An 18484-nucleotide genomic window follows, 5' to 3' on the forward strand; every position below is an offset into this window, starting at 1 on the left:
GCAAGTATATTTTAGATTTTCAGGATGTGTAATGTGACCAATTGTCGCAGGTAGCAGAGAGCTATAAGCGCGACAATTTGACGCAATGCAATTTAGCGATCGCCACGTATAATAATCAAGGTATGAATACGCCATTTCCCAATTTAGAGAACCCTACTCGCCGTAACCTACAGCGTTTATTTTTACTGCGTAGTGTCATGGTTGCTTTCATGCTGGCAGCAACACTGACTTTGTTTTACTTAAACATCCCGCTCCCCAAATTGCCAATCGCTTTTGCAGTCGGCGGCATGTTGCTACTAAACGTCATGACATTGTTGCGTCTAAAGAAATTTAGCAATGTCACAGACCAAGAGTTACTATTACAGCTCTTGGGTGATTTAGTTGCGCTTACTGTGTTATTTTATTTCACTGGTGGTTACAGCAACCCTTTGGTATGGATGTACCTACTACCGTTAACTGTTGCTGCTGTTGCATTAAAACGTGAATACGCTTGGCTACTGGCAATCATAGCCGTCAGCTGTTATTCGACACTCGTGTTTTATTACGTACCACTCTCTCATCTCCACATGCACTACTTGGCAGGGAAGTCCCTAGATATTCATTTGGTAGGCATGTGGCTAGGCTTTGTGGTGAGCGCAGGTATTATTGCCTTTTTTGTCACACGCATTGGCCAGAGCTTGCGTGATTATGATCAGATGATGGCTTCCATTCGCGAAAAGTCACTAGAAAGTGAGCGTGCACTATCACTAGGCACCCTAGCAACTAGCGCAGCACACGAACTGGGGACGCCCTTGGCTACCATGGCAGTCATCAGTAAAGAGCTCGCACAAGACCTATCAAATCAACCAGAACAATTGCAACAGCTAGAAATCATCCGCACTCAAATTGGACGTTGTAAGGAAATATTGTCCTCAATTACCCATCATGCGGGGCAAAGCCGTGCTGATGCTGGACATGGATTGACGCTAAGCCAATTTTTACAAGAAGCAATCCAGCGCTGGCGTGATACTCGTCCAGCAACTGAATTAGTAATTGATTTAAACAATGGAAGCAGCGACCCATTAATCTTTACTGACAAAACGCTGACCCAAGCAATACAGAACTTGTTAGACAATGCAGCAGACGCTTCACCAGAGCGCGTGTTATTCAACGCGATCTGGAATAACGATACCTTAAAAATTCAGATTAGGGACTTTGGTAATGGTCTCAGTGACGAAGTTAAAAAGCAGCTTGGAACGCCATTTTTCAGCTCAAAAAATGGAAATGGCATGGGGCTAGGTGTTTACCTCACAGAAATTATTCTCGCAAAATTTGGCGGCACGCTCACACTAAGTAATCATAGCGAAGGTGGTGTACTTACTGTTGTGAAATTACCGCTACACAAATTACGAATCGCTCACTGAGGATAAACAATGAGTGACCTCAATACAGACACAAGAAATAGTGATGAACACCCTACGCTACTGCTGGTTGATGATGATGATGCTTTTTTAAATGCTCTTGCAATGGCCATGCGTAAACGCGGCTTTCTCGTTACGCTTGCCAATAGTGCTGAAACAGCATTTGAACTTGCACAGGCCGACCCACCAGAGTTTGCAGTAGTTGATCTAAAAATGTCGGGAAACTCAGGTTTGGTATTAGTTAGACAGCTTGCAAGCTTACAGGCCGCTACCAAAATAGTAATACTAACGGGCTATGCCAGCATCGCTACCGCAATTGAAGCCATCAAGCTAGGCGCAACTCATTATTTAGCAAAGCCTGTGGATGCAGATGAAATTGTCGCCGCATTTTCAAAACAATCTGGCAATGAAGAAATTGAGCTATCACACAACCCATTATCAGTGGATCGTTTAGAGTGGGAGCATATTCAACGTGTGTTAGTAGAGAATGACGGCAACATCTCGGCCACAGCGCGTAGCCTTAATATGCACAGACGCACGCTACAGAGGAAATTAGGTAAGAAACCTAGCATCAACCCAACGATTATCTAAGCTAAGTCAGCCTTTGCTCAATGAGCTAATACAACTCATTTAATCGTCACTAAATCGCTCTTCTTTCCACGGATCAGCTTCATTGTGGTAGCCGCGCACCTCCCAAAAACCAGGGCGATCATACTCATGTAATTCAATGGCTTTCAGCCATTTAGCACCTTTCCATGCATAACGCTTGGGCACAATAATGCGAACAGGGCCGCCATGTGCTGGTGTTAAAGGCGCACCTAATACACTGTGTGCAATGATAACGTCATCATCTAACAACGCATCTAAGGGTAAATTAGTGGTATAGCCGTCATAGCCATGCAAGGTAACGTATTTTGCCGTTTGTAACGGCTCAGCCATTGCGATAAGCTCACGTGCTGGTACGCCCTGCCAATCCATATCTAACTGGCTCCAACGCGTCACACAATGAAAATCAGAAACCTCAGTGACTTGTGCCATCGCCTGAAATTGAGCCCAATTAATATTAAGCTCTTTCTCCACTAAGCCATAAATACGGAGAGTCCAGTTCTCTGTCGTCACGTCAGGACGAATGCCTAAGTCTAGGGTCGGAAAGTTTTTAACCTCAGTTTGACCAGCAGGAATACGCGCACTCTCATTAGCTTTACCTGGCTTTGCTCCACGTTTTGCTAATGCAATTTTGCCTTCAATCAGCTTTTTCCAGTCTGGCATAAGTAATCCCGAGATTAACTTTTAAAGATTTAAGATACTTGCGACTTCTTAAAACTATCGATAAGCAACAATCCAACACCTACACAAATGGCACTATCTGCCACATTGAATGCTGGCCAATAGAGTTGGTCGATGTGAAAGAATAAAAAGTCCACCACATAACCCAAGGTCAGCCGATCATACAAATTACCAATCGCCCCACCTAACACTAATGCCAAACCTAGGCTAAATAGCTTTTCTTGATGGTGCTTTTTAATCAGGTAGGTAATCACAATAACTGCAATCGCAGTGACTGCGGTAAAAAACCACTTTTGCCACCCGCCAGCATCTGCTAAAAAGCTAAATGCAGCACCTTCATTATGAAAACGCACTAAATCAAAAAAACCAGTGATGGTTAAATGCTCACCGTACACAAAAGCATTTTGAATTAAATGCTTAGTGTACAAGTCTAGCGCGACCACAATGGCACTGATAACAAACCATTTACGCATGTGAGCGTGCCTCGCCTTTACCAAACAAATTGCTTACACAACGTCCACATATATACGGATGTGCTGCATCGGCACCTACATCAGCACGATAATGCCAGCAACGGTCACATTTAGTATGGGCACTTGGATGAACCAACAACATCCTCAATCCCTCGTTACCAGAGTCTGAAACCACAGCACTTGATGTAATCATTACAAACCGTAAATCATTCCCTAGACTTGTTAACACGCCCAAATCATTATCTGAAACTCTAAAGTCTAGTTCTGCTTGCAAAGATGACCCCAACTCCCCTCTTTCACGACAGTTTTCAATTTCTTTTGCGGCCCAGCGTCTTAAAATCACAATTCGCTGCCAATCCTCAATCCTTTCAATAGAAAGTTCATGTGCAGGCAACGCATACCACACCTCTTCAAATACAGTTTTATCTGCATCCAGCCCTAGCGTTTGCCAAATCTCGTTGGCGGTAAAGCTCAAGATTGGCGCCATCAAACGCATCATGGTGTGCGTAATATGATGCAATGCACTTTGCGCGGCACGACGTGCATGTGACGCCTCACCCGTGGTATACAAGCGGTCTTTAAGAATATCTAAATAGAACCCGCCCAAATCCTCCGAACAGAAACTAACAAACTTCTGCACCGCTAAGTGGAACTCATAGCGATCATAGTCTGCCAAAATTTCCGTTTGCAACTTGTCAGTTAGATGCAATGCATAACGGTCTATTTCCAACCACTCGCTTACTGGCAATAAATCTTTAGAGGCATCAAAGTCAGCCAAGTTCGCCAATAAGAAACGTAAGGTGTTACGAATACGTCGATAACTTTCTGCAACGCGTTTTAAAATCTCATCTGAAATGGTGAGTTCACCAGAGTAATCAGTCGAAGCAACCCATAGACGTAAAATATCAGCACCATAAGTATCCATCACTTTTTGTGGCGCAACGACATTACCTTTCGACTTACTCATTTTATGGCCACTGCCATCCACCACAAAACCATGTGTTAGCAATGCCTTATAAGGCGCATGTCCATCAATCGCACATCCTGTCAGTAAGCTCGATTGGAACCAGCCTCGATGCTGATCCGAGCCTTCTAAATACAAATCTGCTGGGAAAGCTAACTCAGGACGACGCTTAAGCACTGCCGCATGCGTGCTACCAGAGTCAAACCATACGTCTAAAGTGTCAGTCACCTTCTTGTACTGCTCTGCGCTCTCAGGCGCATGCTGTGCCAAGAAAGCTGCACCGTCCAAGCTAAACCAAGCCTCTACCCCTGTTTTTTCTGTCAGTAAGGCTGCCTGCTCTAACAGCTCCGATGTTCTTGGGTGCGGCTCGCCTGTTTCCTTATGCACAAACAATGGCATCGGCACACCCCAGTTACGCTGACGTGAAACACACCAGTCAGGACGATTTTTAATCATGGCTTCTAAACGAGCACGACCCCAACTTGGGAAAAACTCAGTCTCATCCACGGCTTTATTGGCATGCTCACGCAACGCTTTACCATTGATGTCCTGTGCATTCATCCCAATAAACCATTGGTGTGTTGCCAATTGCATTAATGGTGTTTTATGACGCCAGCAATGAGGAAAGCTATGGTTTAAACGCGCGCTCGCAAGTAAGTGGCCACTCTCCTGCATTTTTGCCAAAATTACTTTGTTAGCATCTTGTCTGGTCAATCCGCGGATTGCCTCAAACTCAACCAATTCACTCGCAAAGAACTTACCATCACCACCCATTAACACTCTTGGTTTTTGTTCTGGGAAGTTAGCGCGCATCACCAACCAGTCATCATTACCATGTGCTGCTGCAGTATGCACTAACCCTGTACCAGCCTCTGTCGTCACGTGATCTCCGCATATCACCGGCACTTGGCGGTTGTCGAACGGATGTTGTAATTGTAAGTGCTTTAAAGCCTCCCCTTTACATATTGCAAGCACTTTAGAGTCCAGTTCGCCATAACGTGCTAACGTAGCTTCAGCCAAAGCGTTTGCAAGTATGAGTAAACCCTTGCTTGTTTGAATCAAATCATAATCAAGTTCAGGATGCACACTGACAGCTTGGTTTGCTGGCAATGTCCAAGGCGTCGTTGTCCAAATCACCGCATAAGCATCAGCTGTCACCTCTAAGCCAAATGCCTTGCTCAATGCCGCACGGTCCACCACTTTAAAACCTACGTCAATCGCTGGTGAGTTCACATCCTCATACTCAACCTCTGCCTCTGCTAATGCAGAACCGCAATCCACACACCAATGCACAGGCTTGCTACCCTGATACAAATAGCCATTATTATAAATATCACCCAAAGCACGCATGATGTCAGCTTCAGTTTGATAATCCATCGTTAAATACGGATTATCCCAATCCGCCTGCACACCTAAACGAATAAAGTCTTTCTTTTGTTTTTCTACCTGCTCGGCGGCATATGCACGACACAACTCACGAAACTTGGCAGGGTCTATATTTTTGCCGTGATTCTTTTCTACAACCAACTCAATCGGCAAGCCATGGCAATCCCAACCTGGTACATAAGGTGCATCAAACCCTGAAAATGTTTTAGATTTTACAATGATGTCTTTTAAGATTTTATTAACAGCATGTCCAATGTGAATATCACCGTTGGCATAAGGAGGGCCGTCATGCAGAATGAATTTTTTCGCACCTTTACGCGCTTTGCGGATACGCTCATAGAGCTTTTTGTCCTGCCAAGCCTTCAACCATGCAGGCTCACGCTTAGCCAAGTCCCCACGCATCGGGAAAGCGGTCTCAGGTAGATTTAATTGATACTTACTTTGCTCTTTATTATCTTCAGTCATTTAAAATCTCAACACATTTCATTTTGATTATTTCGGCCTATCCAGTGATTGACTAGATAGCTATTTGGCTAAATTCAGCCGATTAATTTAGCTGGTGATGTTTACCGCGAAGCTGGAACAGCTGCTCCAAAAAAATTTCTTGCCAATTTTACATCATTTGCAATTTGCGCTTTCAACGCATCCAAACTTTCAAACTTCATTTCATCACGTAATTTATGTAAAAATTCTACATGCACATGCTTACCATACAAGTCCTGATTAAAATCAAGCACATGCACTTCCAGTGAAAGCTTAGGCACGCCAGCAATGGTTGGACGCACCCCTAAATTTGCAACGGCATTCAAACCATCTAATTTTACTGCATACACCCCTCTTAACGCAGGCCGTTCGTGACGCATATGCACATTAGCCGTAGGAAAACCAAGTTGCCTACCACGCTTTGCGCCATGCACAACCTTACCACTAATGCTATAACCCCTACCTAAGAGCTGTGCAGCCTCATCTAAGCGCCCATCTGCCAATGCAGAGCGTACGCGTGTACTCGACACCCTAACATCTGCCAAATTCACTTGTGGCAAACTCACTAGGTTAAAACCTTCTGCAACAAAATCGCTCACAGAACCCGCGCGTTTTGCGCCAAAACGGAAATCCTCTCCCACCAAAATCACTTGTGCATTAATTGAGTTACGTAACATGTCGTGCATAAAAGCTTCAGCAGTCACCTTTGCAAAGCGTTGGTTAAATCGACACACATACACACGCTCGACACCAGCCTGTGCAAAGTACTCCAACTTTTCCCGCAAAGAACACAGTCGAGCAGGCGCACTTTCTGGTGTAAAGAACTCACGTGGATGAGGCTCAAATGTCATCACCGCAGCTTCTAAGTTAAAAGTTTCAGCTGACTGCTTAAGTTGCGCCAATAGCGCCTGATGTCCCAAATGCATGCCATCAAAGTTACCAATCGCTAACGCACATGATTGTTGCAACCTAGCAGGTATATGCCTGAAAACCTGCATCTATCGATTCACCCTACGCATATAGTCGCGAGGTCTAAACCCCAGCAATAGCAACAACGCAAAATAACTCACTGCGCCCAACGCTACTAAACCACTCAGATAACTTAAGCGTCGCATTAAACCAAAATCTAACCATAACGCGGTATCACCCATCGCAAAAAACAACACCAAACCCATGGCACTCAGTGCAATCAACAATTTAAACATAAACAACAACCAACCTGATTGCGGATGGAATATATTTGCTTTACGTAAATGATGGTATAACAAGGCGGCATTAAGACATGCTCCTACGCCAATTGCCAACGCTAATCCAACATGCTGTAAATCCAACACAAAAACAAAAAGCAGATTCATCACCTGCGTCATTACTAAGGTAAATATTGCAATTTTCACTGGGGTTTTGATATTTTGTCGCGCATAAAAACCTGGCGCCAGAATTTTAACCAAAATCAAACCAAGCAACCCTACACTATAGGCAATCAAAGCTTGCTGGGTCATTAAAACATCTAATGGCGTAAATTTGCCATAATTAAACAACGTGGAGACCAAAGGGGTAGCCAACACGGCAAGCGCAACCGCAGCCGGGGCAGCTAAAATAAAGGTTAGCCTTAAGCCCCAGTCCAACAGTTGGGAATACTCACCATCATCTTTACCTGCATAAGCTTTAGATAAACTAGGCAACAATATCGTCCCTAGCGCAACACCCAACACGCCTGTAGGGAACTCCATCAGTCGGTCTGCATAATAAAGCCAACTGACGCTACCTGTATCTAAAAATGAAGCAAAGATTGTATTAAGAATAAGCGAGATCTGAGCCACTGACACACCCAGCACAGCTGGCCCCATTAACTTTAGTATGCGCCATACCCCTTCATCATCTGGCTTGAAATCAAACCTAGGCAACAACCCAATCTGCTTCAAAAATGGAATTTGGAATATTAGCTGTAAGAACCCGCCAAAAAATACAGCCCATGCCAACACCTTAACAGGCTCATCAAAATAGGGCGCGAAGAACAGTATGGCAACAATCATAGAAACATTCAGCCATACTGGCGTAAACGCTGGAACACCAAATTTATTATAGGTGTTAAGTACACCACCTGCCATGGAAACTAAAGATATAAAGAAAATATAAGGGAACGTAATACGCAGCAACTCAATAGTGAGTTGCATTTTCACCGCATCCCCTCTAAAACCAGGCGCCACCAAACTGACAATCCAAGGTGCCGCCAACATTCCAAGTATCGTGACCACAACTAAAATCAACCCTAACCAAGTGGCAACGCGATTAATGAGTCGATGTGTCTCATCAAACCCTCGCTGACTTTTATATTCAGACAAAATAGGCACAAATGCTTGACTGAATGCACCTTCAGCTGAAATTCTACGTAATAAATTAGGGATTTTAAAAGCAACAATAAAAGCGTCACTCAACATACCAGCACCAAATACGCGTGCAATTAGCGTATCGCGGACGAATCCTAAAATACGCGAAACAAAAGTCATGCTGCCGACTTTAGCCAGCGCGTTGAGTAAATTCATGCTTTATCGTTATAATGTAGTGGTGAAAAGTTTAGTATTAACAACATATTGCGTAATTTTAACACGCCAATAGTCACTAGGTATTATTTACAAACATATTTGCATTATTTTAACTTGCAATATATTTATAAAATAGCTATGATTATGGGCTTCGAATTTTGAATAGCTTTTTAGGAAAAACAGATGGCAAATACCGCACAAGCAAGAAAACGTGCTCGTCAAGCAGTTAAGCAACGTGCTCACAATGCAAGCTTGCGTTCTACTTTGCGCACAGCAATTAAAAAAATCATTAAAGCTGTAGAAGCTGGCGACAAAGCCGCTGCTACTGCTGCATACAGCGAGAATGTAAGCGTCATTGACCGCATTGCGGACAAAAACATCATTCACAAAAACAAAGCTTCACGTCATAAAAGCCGCTTAAACGCAGCGATTAAAGCAATGGCATAATTAACCTTTTAAGTGTTTACTCACTTAAGTCGTTATTGGTAGTTATTAAATAAATAAAAAAGCCGAACATTTGTTCGGCTTTTTTATTTGATATTGTTATCAACACCACTTTCGCCAACAAAATCTTAGCAGAAGCTTGATGTCAAATCACGATTAAAATATCACTTAACATGACAACGCGTCTTAACGATGGCATCAAAGGTTACAAAAACATTAATAATGGTTTTTATAACTAATCATAAAAAGTAACACACAAAGTAAGCATCAAAAAAATGGCATTGATTTCAAAAAACAATCAATGCCATTAATCGCAACACATCTTAAATAAACTTTAGTTACCGATATTTAACTCAGATCGCACTTGTAGCGCCAACTTAATAGCGTCATCTCGGCTTGTGTTCAATACAGTAAAATGTCCCATTTTCCTACCCGCGCGCGCCTCGTTCTTACCATACAGATGCATCTTCAGTGTAGGTACGCCAAAAGCCAACTTCCAGTCAGGCTCAGTTTGCTGAGTCGCTTTAGCATCTGGCCAGATGTCACCTAATAAATTCACCATCACAGCAGGGCTATGCTGACGACCACTACCCAAAGGAAGACCTGTCATTACACGTACTTGCTGTTCAAACTGATTAGTAACACAAGCATCAAGCGTATAGTGGCCAGAGTTGTGAGGCCGAGGTGCAATTTCATTGACAAGCAACTCACCATCACACACAAAGAATTCCACACCCAGAACCCCAGTGTACTCTAACTTCTCGGCAACACTAATGGCAAGCTTTTGTGCCTGATGATTAACAGCATCACTACCTCGAGCTGGCACAATTGATACATCCAAAATACCATTCAGATGACTATTTTCTGCCGTAGGAAAAGTTGCAACATGCCCATTTACATCACGCGCAAGCACTACGGAAACTTCATAATCCAATTTCAGCATTTTTTCCAGCACGCACTCCTCTTGTGAGAATGCTGAAAATGCAGCCTTGGCTTCATGCAAATTTGCCACACGTGCTTGACCTTTACCATCGTAACCAAATCTCGCCACTTTAAGAATTGCAGGATAGATTTCGTTATCATCCGCAGGCAAGTCGGATTCAGCTCGAATTACTGCATAAGGCGCAACTGGCAAACCAGCATTTTTAATAAAGTTCTTTTCACTCACCCGATGCTGTGCGATTGCCACTGACTCAGCAGATGGTCGAACAGGCACAGACTGCGACAACTTACTTAATGTGGCAGCAGGAACATTCTCAAACTCAGTGGTAATCGCCTGACAAGTTTGCGCCATTTTATCCAATGCAGCTTCATCATCATATTTAGCACAAATATGTACATCAGCAATCTGGCCGGCAGGGCTATTCTCATCCGGGTCTAACACAGTGACTTTATAACCCATTTCATGAGCAGCAATCACAAAAAAACGGCCTAATTGACCGCCACCTAACATACCCAGCATCGCTGGTGGAAGAATCATAGAAGATTGACTCATGGTTTGTCACTTAACTCCATGTTAAATACTTTTTCTGTTTGTTTAGTACGAAACTCTGCGAGCTTATTAGCAAGCACCGCATCCTGATTTGCCAATATAGAAACAGCAAACAAACCGGCATTAGCAGCACCCGCATCACCAATAGCAAAAGTCGCCACGGGAATACCTTTTGGCATCTGCACAATAGACAACAATGAATCTTGGCCTTGCAAATACTTAGATGGTACAGGCACACCTAAAACAGGTAACGTTGTTTTAGCGGCTACCATCCCAGGTAAATGGGCAGCACCACCAGCGCCAGCAATAATCACTTGAATGCCTTTGGTTGCCGCAGTTTCGGCAAACTCAAACATCAAATCAGGTGTACGATGCGCAGAAACCACCTTCGCTTCATAAGCAACGCCAAAATCTGCAAGCATTTGTGCAGCATTTTTCATTACTGGCCAGTCACTGTCTGAGCCCATAATAATGGCTACCAATGGTTGATTATTTGCCACATGCATTCCTTTTATGTAATCTAAATTAAAACTAAAAGACTCTATTAAACCTGATGAATTATTTTACAACTGCCTTAGCCTGCCTTAAGCAAGACAAGATTATCGCGGTGAATCAACTCAGACTCGTCCACATAGCCCAGTATTGATTCGATCTGCTGACTAGGCTTACGCATCACTCTGGCAGTTTCACTTGCAGAATAGTTCACTAAGCCACGAGCAACCTCATTACCATCAACATCAACACAAGCAACAACATCCCCACGCTCAAAATAGCCCTCTACAGCAGTCACCCCTATCGGCAACAAGCTCTTACCTTCAGCCACCAGCACACGCACAGCACCATCATCCAGCACTACTTTTCCCGTGGTGCGCAAATGATCTGCAAGCCACTGCTTACGGGCCGCTATTTTCATTTGTGTAGCCTCAAGGTGAGTACCAATTAGCTCACCAGCACTAAGTCGCACAAGCACATTATGTTCACGTCCTGAAGCAATGACTGTATGCGCGCCACTACGTGCTGCGCGCTTTGCCGCTAAAATTTTGGTGAGCATGCCACCAGTGCCTACGCTACTGCCTGCGCCTCCAGCCATTTGCTCCAAGGCTAAATCACCAGCAGTGGCACGCTGCACAAATTGAGCATTTGGATCCTTACGGGGATCTGCCGAATACAAGCCTTGCTGATCTGTCAAAATCACCAAGGTATCAGCCTCAATCAAATTAGCAACCAACGATCCTAAAGTATCATTATCACCAAACTTAATCTCGTCCGTTACTACAGTGTCATTCTCATTAATAATTGGAATAACTTTTAAATCCAGCAAAGTGCGCAATGTGATTCGTGCATTCAGATAACGTTTTCTATCAGCCAAATCATCATGCGTAAGGAGAACCTGCGCAGTATGCAACTGATGCTGACTGAAGCAGCGTTCATACATTTGCACTAGTCCCATTTGCCCTACTGCCGCAGCCGCTTGCAACTCATTCACAGCAACTGGGCGCTTTTTCCAACCCAGCCTTTGCATTCCCTCAGCGACTGCCCCACTTGAGACCAATACCACTTGCTTACCCTGTTGGACGAGTGTCGCTATTTGTGAAGCCCACTCTGCGATAGCAATATGATCTAAGCCATTACCATTGTTAGTGACTAGGCTAGAGCCTACCTTAACAACAATGACTTTTGCATCTGATACTAAAGAGTTAAATTCAGGCGACTTCATTCCCAGCTTCTTTATCTTCACTAACGCTTGTAGCAACGTCACGATTAGGCACAATCACTTCTTCGTCATGCTGCTTATTGTCTTCGATATGCTGCATGATGGCGTAAGTAAGTTCCTTGCAACCAATGCCACTGATTGCAGAAATAGCAAATACCCGGCCATCCCAACCATAAGCTTTCACAAAATCTTCTACCACCTGCTTAGACTCAGGCAACATATCAATCTTATTCAAGACTAGCCAGCGTGGCTTATTGTAAAGCGCTTCATCATACTTCCTAAGCTCCTCTACAATTGCTTTTGCTTCATACACAGGATCTACAGCCTCATCAAATGGGGCAATATCTACCAAGTGCAGCAACAATGATGTGCGCTGCAAATGGCGTAAGAACTGATGACCTAAGCCAGCACCCTCTGCCGCACCCTCAATAATCCCTGGAATATCAGCAATGACAAAACTGCGCTCAGCATCTACACGCACCACACCTAAATTAGGGTGCAATGTTGTAAATGGATAATCAGCCACTTTAGGTTTAGCTGCTGAAACCGATCGAATAAATGTAGATTTACCCGCGTTAGGCATCCCTAGCAACCCTACGTCCGCCAGCACTTTAAGCTCTAAATAAAGCTCAAACTCCTCACCTGGTTCGCCTTTGGTACACTGGCGTGGCGCACGATTTAAACTAGATTTAAAATGCACATTGCCTAAGCCGCCTTTACCACCCGTGGCCATTTGTGCACGTTGGCCGTGCTCACTTAAATCTACCAGCATTTGCTCGCTAGACTTATCTGAAATCACGGTACCTACTGGCACACGCAAAATCATGTCCTCGCCTTTAGCACCATAACACTCAGCACTACGGCCATTTTCTCCGCGCTGCGCTCTAAAGCTGCGAGTATAGCGATAGTCCACCAAAGTATTAATATTACGGTCAGCTTCAATAATGATAGAACCACCACGACCGCCATCACCACCGCTTGGTCCACCCATTGGCTCGTATTTTTCACGACGAAACGTAGCTACGCCGTTACCACCGTCGCCCGCATAAATTTTAATAGTTGCTTCGTCAATAAATTTCATAATACCTAGAGTGTGTTATCAGTTCATGTAATTATCGCGCAGGATTCTGTTTTGTAGGAGTTTTTTATAAAAAAGTAAGCTATACCAGCATGATTAATCTACAAAAAACTTTAAATAAACATAAAACTAGCAAGAACGCACGAATTGATAAAACATTCTGCCAGCGCGAACCAAATAAAAAAGCCCTATCAAACGACAGGGCTTCTTAAATTAGCGTAAAAAAACTAAGCTGGAATAATATTCACAGTTTTACGTTTTAATGCGCCTTTAATTGTAAAGCTCACTTTACCGTCTGCTTTAGCATACAAAGTATGGTCTTTACCCATACCTACGTTTTCACCAGCGTGCATTCTAGTACCACGTTGACGCACGATAATGCTACCAGCTGAAACAAATTGCTCACCAAATGCCTTAACGCCTAAACGTTGGGCTTGTGAGTCGCGACCGTTACGTGAACTGCCGCCTGCTTTTTTGTGTGCCATGATTTAATCCTTAACTTAACGATAACTGCTTATTTAGCAGCAATTGCTTCAATTTTAATTTCTGTAAAACTTTGGCGATGGCCTTGTGTTTTACGGTAGTGCTTACGACGGCGGAATTTAAAAATCATTACTTTGTCGCCACGGCCGTGTGAAAGAACCGTTGCTTTAACAGTAGCGCCTTTAATAATTGGCGAACCAATTGTCGTGTTATCACCGTCAGAAACCATCAGAATTTGATCTAGCGTCACTGTGCCGCCAACTTCAACTTCTAGTTTCTCAACTTTTAATCTTTCGCCTTGAACTACGCGATATTGTTTACCACCAGTTTTGATCACTGCATACATGATTATGCCTTTAACTCATACTTCAAAAGAATCGCGCATTATACGCAATTTATCCTGTAAAGCAAACCTTAATCTAAGCAAATCCACAAAAATGTTAGATTAAATTTTATTAGGAAAATTGCCATCAGTTTACTCATACTAAATTAGCAATGCGCACCTACCTATTTGGCCGCGTTCCAACCGAAAGAATTATCAAAATTGCGACAGTTGCTAGACTTGCGTCAGGACTAACCCCAACAGCTTTCACTGCATAAAGTCGTCAACGGTTTAAAACCAAAGATACTATTATATATGATGAATAACACTAAAAAACCATGTCATGGAAAATCTTGGATTTAAATAGGCTGTGATAAAATCGAATTTCATTTTATAGGCTATATTAACGTGACTCCGAGCATCATTCAATCCTGCATAGACAACGACATGCGCATGGTGGATCAAACTATCCGCCAATCACTACACTCCGAAGTTACGCTAGTTAATCAGGTAGCAGAGTACATCATCAACAGTGGTGGAAAACGATTGCGCCCGATGCTAGTTTTACTATCTGCAGGATTGTTTGGCGAAATTCAGTCACAGCACCACCAACTAGCTGCTGTAGTTGAGTTTATTCATACCGCAACGCTACTTCACGACGATGTCGTTGATGAATCGTCAAAACGCAGAGGTCAAAGCACAGCTAATGCACTATTTGGAAACGCAGCAAGCGTTTTGGTAGGCGACTTTGTTTACTCCCGCGCATTCCAAATGATGGTTTCAGTACAAAACATGCGGGTCATGGAAGTATTAAGTAATGCAACCAATGTAATTGCTGAAGGTGAGGTTCTGCAACTGCTAAACGTCAACAATGCCGATATTTCTGATGAAGCCTACTTACAAGTGATTCATTATAAAACCGCAAAGCTTTTTGAGGCCGCAACAAGACTTGGTGCAATCATCAGCCATGCCAGCGAAAAGGATGAAGTCGCACTCACTGCTTACGGCATGCATTTAGGTACAGCCTTTCAACTTATAGACGACATTTTGGACTTGAGCGGCAATAGTGAAGATATCGGCAAAAACCTTGGGGATGACCTTGCTGAGGGCAAACCTACCCTTCCTTTATTATATGCAATGCGTAATAGCAACTCAGAGCAAAGCACAATAATCCGTAATGCAATTGAACAAGGCGGACTTGAACATTTATCCGAAGTCATTGAAATAGTGAAAAATTCTGGCGCACTGGACCATGTAAAGAAAATTGCAGAAGCGGAGTCAGCACAATGCCGCTCAGCAATTGCTCACTTTCCAGACTCCCAATTTAAGCAGGCACTAATCGAACTTGCAGACTTTGCGGTAAAAAGAAACTTTTAAGCAGGACTTTTAACCACCCTTAATTGAAAACAGATTAATTAAATACTAAATTAATTCAAGATAATTTTCTCACCGCTATCAGCATGATAATAAGTCAAATGGGCACAATCACTTGTGCCGGCAGTTAATGAACCATCAAACAAAGATTGGCCCTCAACATCAACAACGGCATATCCGTTGTGGTATAAAGTTACTTCAGCTAACTTTGGTGTTTTAACTGCAATTTCACGCATCGCGAAACTAATGCAGTTCTCCTCCTCAGCCTCAGAATAGACCTCCCAATCTTTACCGCCTGCCAATTGGGACAACCAGCTCGGCAGGTCAACCTCAACACGGCAAATAATGGGCTCATCCCACTCTGGATGGTGTAACTCAGCCTGAGCAAGTTCCATTGCGTTCTGTTGATGATTAGTGTCTGTCATATTGTGTCCTTAATACAAGTTACGGCTATATTATAATATCAATTACTCAGTCTATATTTGCGGCGGCATATCAAAATTTCAAGTCTAAAGACGCAAACTAAATTCATGATATCCATGTGCATTTAACGTTAGAAGATGGCATTAAGTTTACAGTTACTTAACGGCGCGTTATAGTTTTATCTTGAGGCGACATTAACAATAAGCTCTGACAAAAGGATTACCATGCTGTCTGCATTGAATGAACTATCAAATATCCTTCAACAAAACAACACGTTATTTATCGCACTATCCACCCTATTAGGCCTCATGGTAGGCAGCTTCTTAAATGTAGTGATCTATCGTCTCCCTAAAATGATGGAGCAAGAGTGGCACAACAACTGCCTAGAACTTCAAGGGAAAGAGATTTCCACCAACATTCAATACAGTCTATCCAGGCCACGCTCAGCTTGCCCGCACTGTGGCCACAAAATATCGGCATGGGAAAATATTCCTATCATTAGTTACCTAGCCCTCAAAGGTCGCTGCAAAGGATGCAAAGCGCCTATCAGCATGAGATACCCATTAATAGAAGCGCTCACTGGCATTCTCATTGGTTTAATCAGTTGGAAATTCGGTTATTCTGGCACCACACTCATGGCGTGGATATTCGCATTCGCACTGATTGCACTTACTTTTATCGACTTTGATACACAACTGCTGCCTGATGACATTACATTGCCATTACTCTGGCTTGGGCTGTTGTTTAATTTAAACTTTGGCTTCACCGATTTAAAATCAGCAGTGATTGGCGCGATGGCTGGATATCTTATTTTATGGTCTGTATATTGGCTATTTAAGATTATCAGAGGCAAAGAAGGTATGGGGTATGGTGACTTCAAACTATTAGCAGCGATTGGCGCATGGTTTGGGTGGAAGCTCTTACCCGCCGTTATTTTGTTATCTTCTACATTAGGCGCGATTATAGGCATCGCCTTAATCGTATTTACAAAACGTGGCAAGGAAGTTCCAATGCCGTTTGGTCCGTTTTTAGCAATAGGTGGAGTTGCGGCTTTGTTTTTTGGCCAGACACTTGCCTCATTCTATTTGCCATAACTTATTACCAATGTACATAGTTGCTCTCACAGGTGGCATTGGTTCTGGTAAAAGTGAGGCTTCTAGGCTATTTGCCAACTTAGGAGTCCCAGTCGTTGATACAGATGTGATTGCACATCAACTCACTGCAGCAGGTAGCACAGTACTCGAAGAGATTAATCAAACATTTGGCGCAGATTTTTTTAACCCTGATGGCACACTTAACCGTGCCAAGCTACGTACACACATTTTTAACGATGCTAATGAAAGAGTTAAGCTTGAGCGACTACTCCATCCTGCTATCTACAATAAAGCACTAGACACACTTCAAGACAATCAACAACGACTGCAACCAATCTACCAATTGCTGGTTGTACCTCTGCTGTTTGAGAGTAATCGCTATCAGTCGATAGTCAATCAGACATTAGTCATTGACTGCGATGAGTCGTTACAAATTAGCCGAGCAATGAGGCGCAGCAATCTCACAGCTAATGAGGTAAAAAAACTGATGCTTGCACAAACATCCAGAAAAAACAGATGCAGTCTCGCCGACACGATTATTGACAACAACGGCACAGTAAGTGAGTTAGCAGAAAAAATTAATGAATTCCATAAAAAACTCATTAATACTTGCATAGTTAGCAAATAAATTTGATAATCCAGTTCAACTTTAAATTCAATGCAATGGCCTAACCTTAAAAAGCATTTGGCTCACATGATAAAACATGCCTAGTTACGACTATCCTTTTAATGAACGCATACGCACGCTGCTGCGCGTAGAGGATTTGTTTGCCAAACTTTTACATAATCTTGCAGCAGACCATGAGTTTCAACATCACTGCGCACTACTAACGCTATTACAGATTTTAGATGTTGTAGATAGAGCAGAACTAAAAGTTGACCTACTTCAGGAGCTTGATCGCCAAAAAACGGCCATGCGTATGTTAATTGGCAATCCAGTCATCTCCGCTGAGGCACTAGAAGCCACACTTGATGATATTAACCTTGCTGCAGATGCATTACGTGCCGAAACGACGAAACTTGGCCAAACCTTACGTGCTAACGAATGGCTAATGAGCATCAAACAACGCGCAGGGATTCCGGGGGGTGTATGTGAGTTTGATGTCCCTTCATATCACTACTGGTTAGGTTTAGGCGCAGAGCGCCGCAAGCACGATTTAGAATCATGGATTAAGCCGCTAATCCCAATGCAGCAAGCTATTATCATTATTTTACGGATCTTACGTGGCAGTGGCAGCACGAACAAACTAGTTGCTACCAACGGTGTTTATCAGCAAATGCTTGGTGGAGTCAGACCTGCACAAATGTTAAAAATCAATTTAGCAGATAACCTCAACTGCTTCCCTGAGGTCAGCGCTAATAAATATGCAATCAACATCAGATTCAACACATTAGACTGCACTCAAAAACCGCAGAAATATGAAGAAGATGTCGACTTCTCGTTAACACTTTGTAATTTATAAGGTTTACACCCCTACTGCACAGGGATTACCTTCAGCTATATAATACCTACTCACAATGCAA

Annotated in this window: 19 protein-coding genes; 7 read left to right on the plus strand and 12 right to left on the minus strand. The window is 43.1% G+C overall.

Annotated elements, in window-relative coordinates:
• The first annotated feature begins 122 nt into the window (after positions 1-122).
• Positions 123-1403: an ATP-binding protein gene (locus tag A391_RS0111720; protein WP_019899534.1), complete on the plus strand. Its 1281-nt coding sequence runs from the start codon at positions 123-125 to the stop codon at positions 1401-1403.
• A gap of 9 nt (positions 1404-1412) precedes the next feature.
• Positions 1413-1991, plus strand: coding sequence for a response regulator transcription factor (locus A391_RS0111725; protein ID WP_019899535.1), 579 nt, complete (start codon positions 1413-1415; stop codon positions 1989-1991).
• A 39-nt stretch (positions 1992-2030) separates the two neighbouring features.
• Here A391_RS0111725 and A391_RS0111730 read toward each other — a convergent pair whose 3' ends face one another.
• From A391_RS0111730 to murJ, 5 genes are all read right to left on the minus strand, one after another.
• Complete coding sequence (locus tag A391_RS0111730; protein ID WP_019899536.1) at positions 2031-2669, minus strand: molybdopterin-dependent oxidoreductase; 639 nt, start codon at positions 2667-2669, stop codon at positions 2031-2033.
• 29 nt (positions 2670-2698) lie between these two features.
• The gene (gene lspA, locus A391_RS0111735; protein ID WP_019899537.1) at positions 2699-3160 is read right to left on the minus strand and encodes a signal peptidase II; all 462 of its coding nucleotides are present in this window, start codon (positions 3158-3160) and stop codon (positions 2699-2701) included.
• Positions 3153-5975: an isoleucine--tRNA ligase gene (gene ileS / locus A391_RS0111740; RefSeq protein ID WP_019899538.1), complete on the minus strand. Its 2823-nt coding sequence runs from the start codon at positions 5973-5975 to the stop codon at positions 3153-3155. Before ileS ends, lspA begins: the two co-directional genes overlap by 8 nt.
• Before the next feature lie 101 nt (positions 5976-6076).
• Positions 6077-6991: a bifunctional riboflavin kinase/FAD synthetase gene (locus A391_RS0111745; protein ID WP_019899539.1), complete on the minus strand. Its 915-nt coding sequence runs from the start codon at positions 6989-6991 to the stop codon at positions 6077-6079.
• Positions 6992-8536: a murein biosynthesis integral membrane protein MurJ gene (murJ, locus tag A391_RS0111750; protein WP_019899540.1), complete on the minus strand. Its 1545-nt coding sequence runs from the start codon at positions 8534-8536 to the stop codon at positions 6992-6994.
• 183 nt (positions 8537-8719) lie between these two features.
• Between murJ and rpsT the strand changes: the two genes are divergently transcribed.
• Positions 8720-8983: a 30S ribosomal protein S20 gene (rpsT, locus tag A391_RS0111755; RefSeq protein ID WP_015831476.1), complete on the plus strand. Its 264-nt coding sequence runs from the start codon at positions 8720-8722 to the stop codon at positions 8981-8983.
• A 331-nt stretch (positions 8984-9314) separates the two neighbouring features.
• Here the strand turns inward: rpsT and A391_RS0111760 are convergent, their stop codons facing one another.
• The 6 genes from A391_RS0111760 to rplU form a co-directional block, all read right to left on the minus strand.
• Positions 9315-10475: a 5-(carboxyamino)imidazole ribonucleotide synthase gene (locus A391_RS0111760; protein WP_019899541.1), complete on the minus strand. Its 1161-nt coding sequence runs from the start codon at positions 10473-10475 to the stop codon at positions 9315-9317.
• Positions 10472-10978, minus strand: coding sequence for a 5-(carboxyamino)imidazole ribonucleotide mutase (gene purE, locus A391_RS0111765; protein ID WP_019899542.1), 507 nt, complete (start codon positions 10976-10978; stop codon positions 10472-10474). The genes A391_RS0111760 and purE overlap by 4 nt, the downstream gene beginning before the upstream one ends.
• A gap of 68 nt (positions 10979-11046) precedes the next feature.
• Positions 11047-12189 (minus strand): glutamate 5-kinase, encoded by a 1143-nt coding sequence (gene proB / locus A391_RS0111770; RefSeq protein WP_019899543.1) that lies wholly within the window; start codon positions 12187-12189, stop codon positions 11047-11049.
• On the minus strand, positions 12176-13267 hold the full coding sequence (cgtA, locus tag A391_RS0111775; RefSeq protein ID WP_019899545.1) for an Obg family GTPase CgtA: 1092 nt from the start codon (positions 13265-13267) through the stop codon (positions 12176-12178). Before cgtA ends, proB begins: the two co-directional genes overlap by 14 nt.
• A gap of 224 nt (positions 13268-13491) precedes the next feature.
• The gene (gene rpmA / locus A391_RS0111780; protein WP_015831469.1) at positions 13492-13749 is read right to left on the minus strand and encodes a 50S ribosomal protein L27; all 258 of its coding nucleotides are present in this window, start codon (positions 13747-13749) and stop codon (positions 13492-13494) included.
• A 29-nt stretch (positions 13750-13778) separates the two neighbouring features.
• Positions 13779-14093: a 50S ribosomal protein L21 gene (rplU, locus tag A391_RS0111785; protein ID WP_019899546.1), complete on the minus strand. Its 315-nt coding sequence runs from the start codon at positions 14091-14093 to the stop codon at positions 13779-13781.
• Between the two features lie 384 nt (positions 14094-14477).
• Between rplU and ispB the strand changes: the two genes are divergently transcribed.
• Entirely contained in the window at positions 14478-15446 is a 969-nt protein-coding gene (gene ispB / locus A391_RS0111790) for an octaprenyl diphosphate synthase (protein WP_019899547.1), read from the plus strand.
• A 50-nt stretch (positions 15447-15496) separates the two neighbouring features.
• On the opposite strand, the gene A391_RS0111795 is transcribed toward ispB, so the two are convergent.
• A complete protein-coding gene (locus A391_RS0111795; RefSeq protein WP_019899548.1) occupies positions 15497-15868 on the minus strand; it encodes a hypothetical protein in 372 nt (123 codons plus the stop codon).
• 222 nt (positions 15869-16090) lie between these two features.
• Between A391_RS0111795 and A391_RS0111800 the strand changes: the two genes are divergently transcribed.
• The 3 genes from A391_RS0111800 (at position 16091) to zapD (ending at position 18423) form a co-directional block, all read left to right on the plus strand.
• The gene (locus tag A391_RS0111800) at positions 16091-16960 is read left to right on the plus strand and encodes a prepilin peptidase (RefSeq protein WP_019899549.1); all 870 of its coding nucleotides are present in this window, start codon (positions 16091-16093) and stop codon (positions 16958-16960) included.
• Between the two features lie 10 nt (positions 16961-16970).
• On the plus strand, positions 16971-17588 hold the full coding sequence (gene coaE / locus A391_RS0111805) for a dephospho-CoA kinase (protein ID WP_019899550.1): 618 nt from the start codon (positions 16971-16973) through the stop codon (positions 17586-17588).
• 76 nt (positions 17589-17664) lie between these two features.
• Positions 17665-18423: a cell division protein ZapD gene (gene zapD, locus A391_RS0111810; RefSeq protein WP_019899551.1), complete on the plus strand. Its 759-nt coding sequence runs from the start codon at positions 17665-17667 to the stop codon at positions 18421-18423.
• Positions 18424-18484 lie beyond the last annotated feature (61 nt).

This window comes from Methylotenera mobilis 13 (assembly GCF_000384255.1).
GTDB lineage: Bacteria > Pseudomonadota > Gammaproteobacteria > Burkholderiales > Methylophilaceae > Methylotenera > Methylotenera mobilis_B.

Coding starts and splice junctions, on each gene's coding strand:
- A391_RS0111730 (WP_019899536.1), bottom strand. CDS start 2,669: ATGCCAGACTGGAAAAAGCTGATTGAAGGCAAAATTGCATTAGCAAAA.
- cgtA (WP_019899545.1), bottom strand. CDS start 13,267: ATGAAATTTATTGACGAAGCAACTATTAAAATTTATGCGGGCGACGGT.
- coaE (WP_019899550.1), top strand. CDS start 16,971: ATGTACATAGTTGCTCTCACAGGTGGCATTGGTTCTGGTAAAAGTGAG.
- A391_RS0111760 (WP_019899541.1), bottom strand. CDS start 10,475: ATGAGTCAATCTTCTATGATTCTTCCACCAGCGATGCTGGGTATGTTA.
- A391_RS0111795 (WP_019899548.1), bottom strand. CDS start 15,868: ATGACAGACACTAATCATCAACAGAACGCAATGGAACTTGCTCAGGCT.
- proB (WP_019899543.1), bottom strand. CDS start 12,189: ATGAAGTCGCCTGAATTTAACTCTTTAGTATCAGATGCAAAAGTCATT.
- rpsT (WP_015831476.1), top strand. CDS start 8,720: ATGGCAAATACCGCACAAGCAAGAAAACGTGCTCGTCAAGCAGTTAAG.
- purE (WP_019899542.1), bottom strand. CDS start 10,978: ATGCATGTGGCAAATAATCAACCATTGGTAGCCATTATTATGGGCTCA.
- lspA (WP_019899537.1), bottom strand. CDS start 3,160: ATGCGTAAATGGTTTGTTATCAGTGCCATTGTGGTCGCGCTAGACTTG.
- murJ (WP_019899540.1), bottom strand. CDS start 8,536: ATGAATTTACTCAACGCGCTGGCTAAAGTCGGCAGCATGACTTTTGTT.
- A391_RS0111725 (WP_019899535.1), top strand. CDS start 1,413: ATGAGTGACCTCAATACAGACACAAGAAATAGTGATGAACACCCTACG.
- A391_RS0111800 (WP_019899549.1), top strand. CDS start 16,091: ATGCTGTCTGCATTGAATGAACTATCAAATATCCTTCAACAAAACAAC.
- ileS (WP_019899538.1), bottom strand. CDS start 5,975: ATGACTGAAGATAATAAAGAGCAAAGTAAGTATCAATTAAATCTACCT.
- A391_RS0111745 (WP_019899539.1), bottom strand. CDS start 6,991: ATGCAGGTTTTCAGGCATATACCTGCTAGGTTGCAACAATCATGTGCG.
- rplU (WP_019899546.1), bottom strand. CDS start 14,093: ATGTATGCAGTGATCAAAACTGGTGGTAAACAATATCGCGTAGTTCAA.
- A391_RS0111720 (WP_019899534.1), top strand. CDS start 123: ATGAATACGCCATTTCCCAATTTAGAGAACCCTACTCGCCGTAACCTA.
- zapD (WP_019899551.1), top strand. CDS start 17,665: ATGCCTAGTTACGACTATCCTTTTAATGAACGCATACGCACGCTGCTG.
- rpmA (WP_015831469.1), bottom strand. CDS start 13,749: ATGGCACACAAAAAAGCAGGCGGCAGTTCACGTAACGGTCGCGACTCA.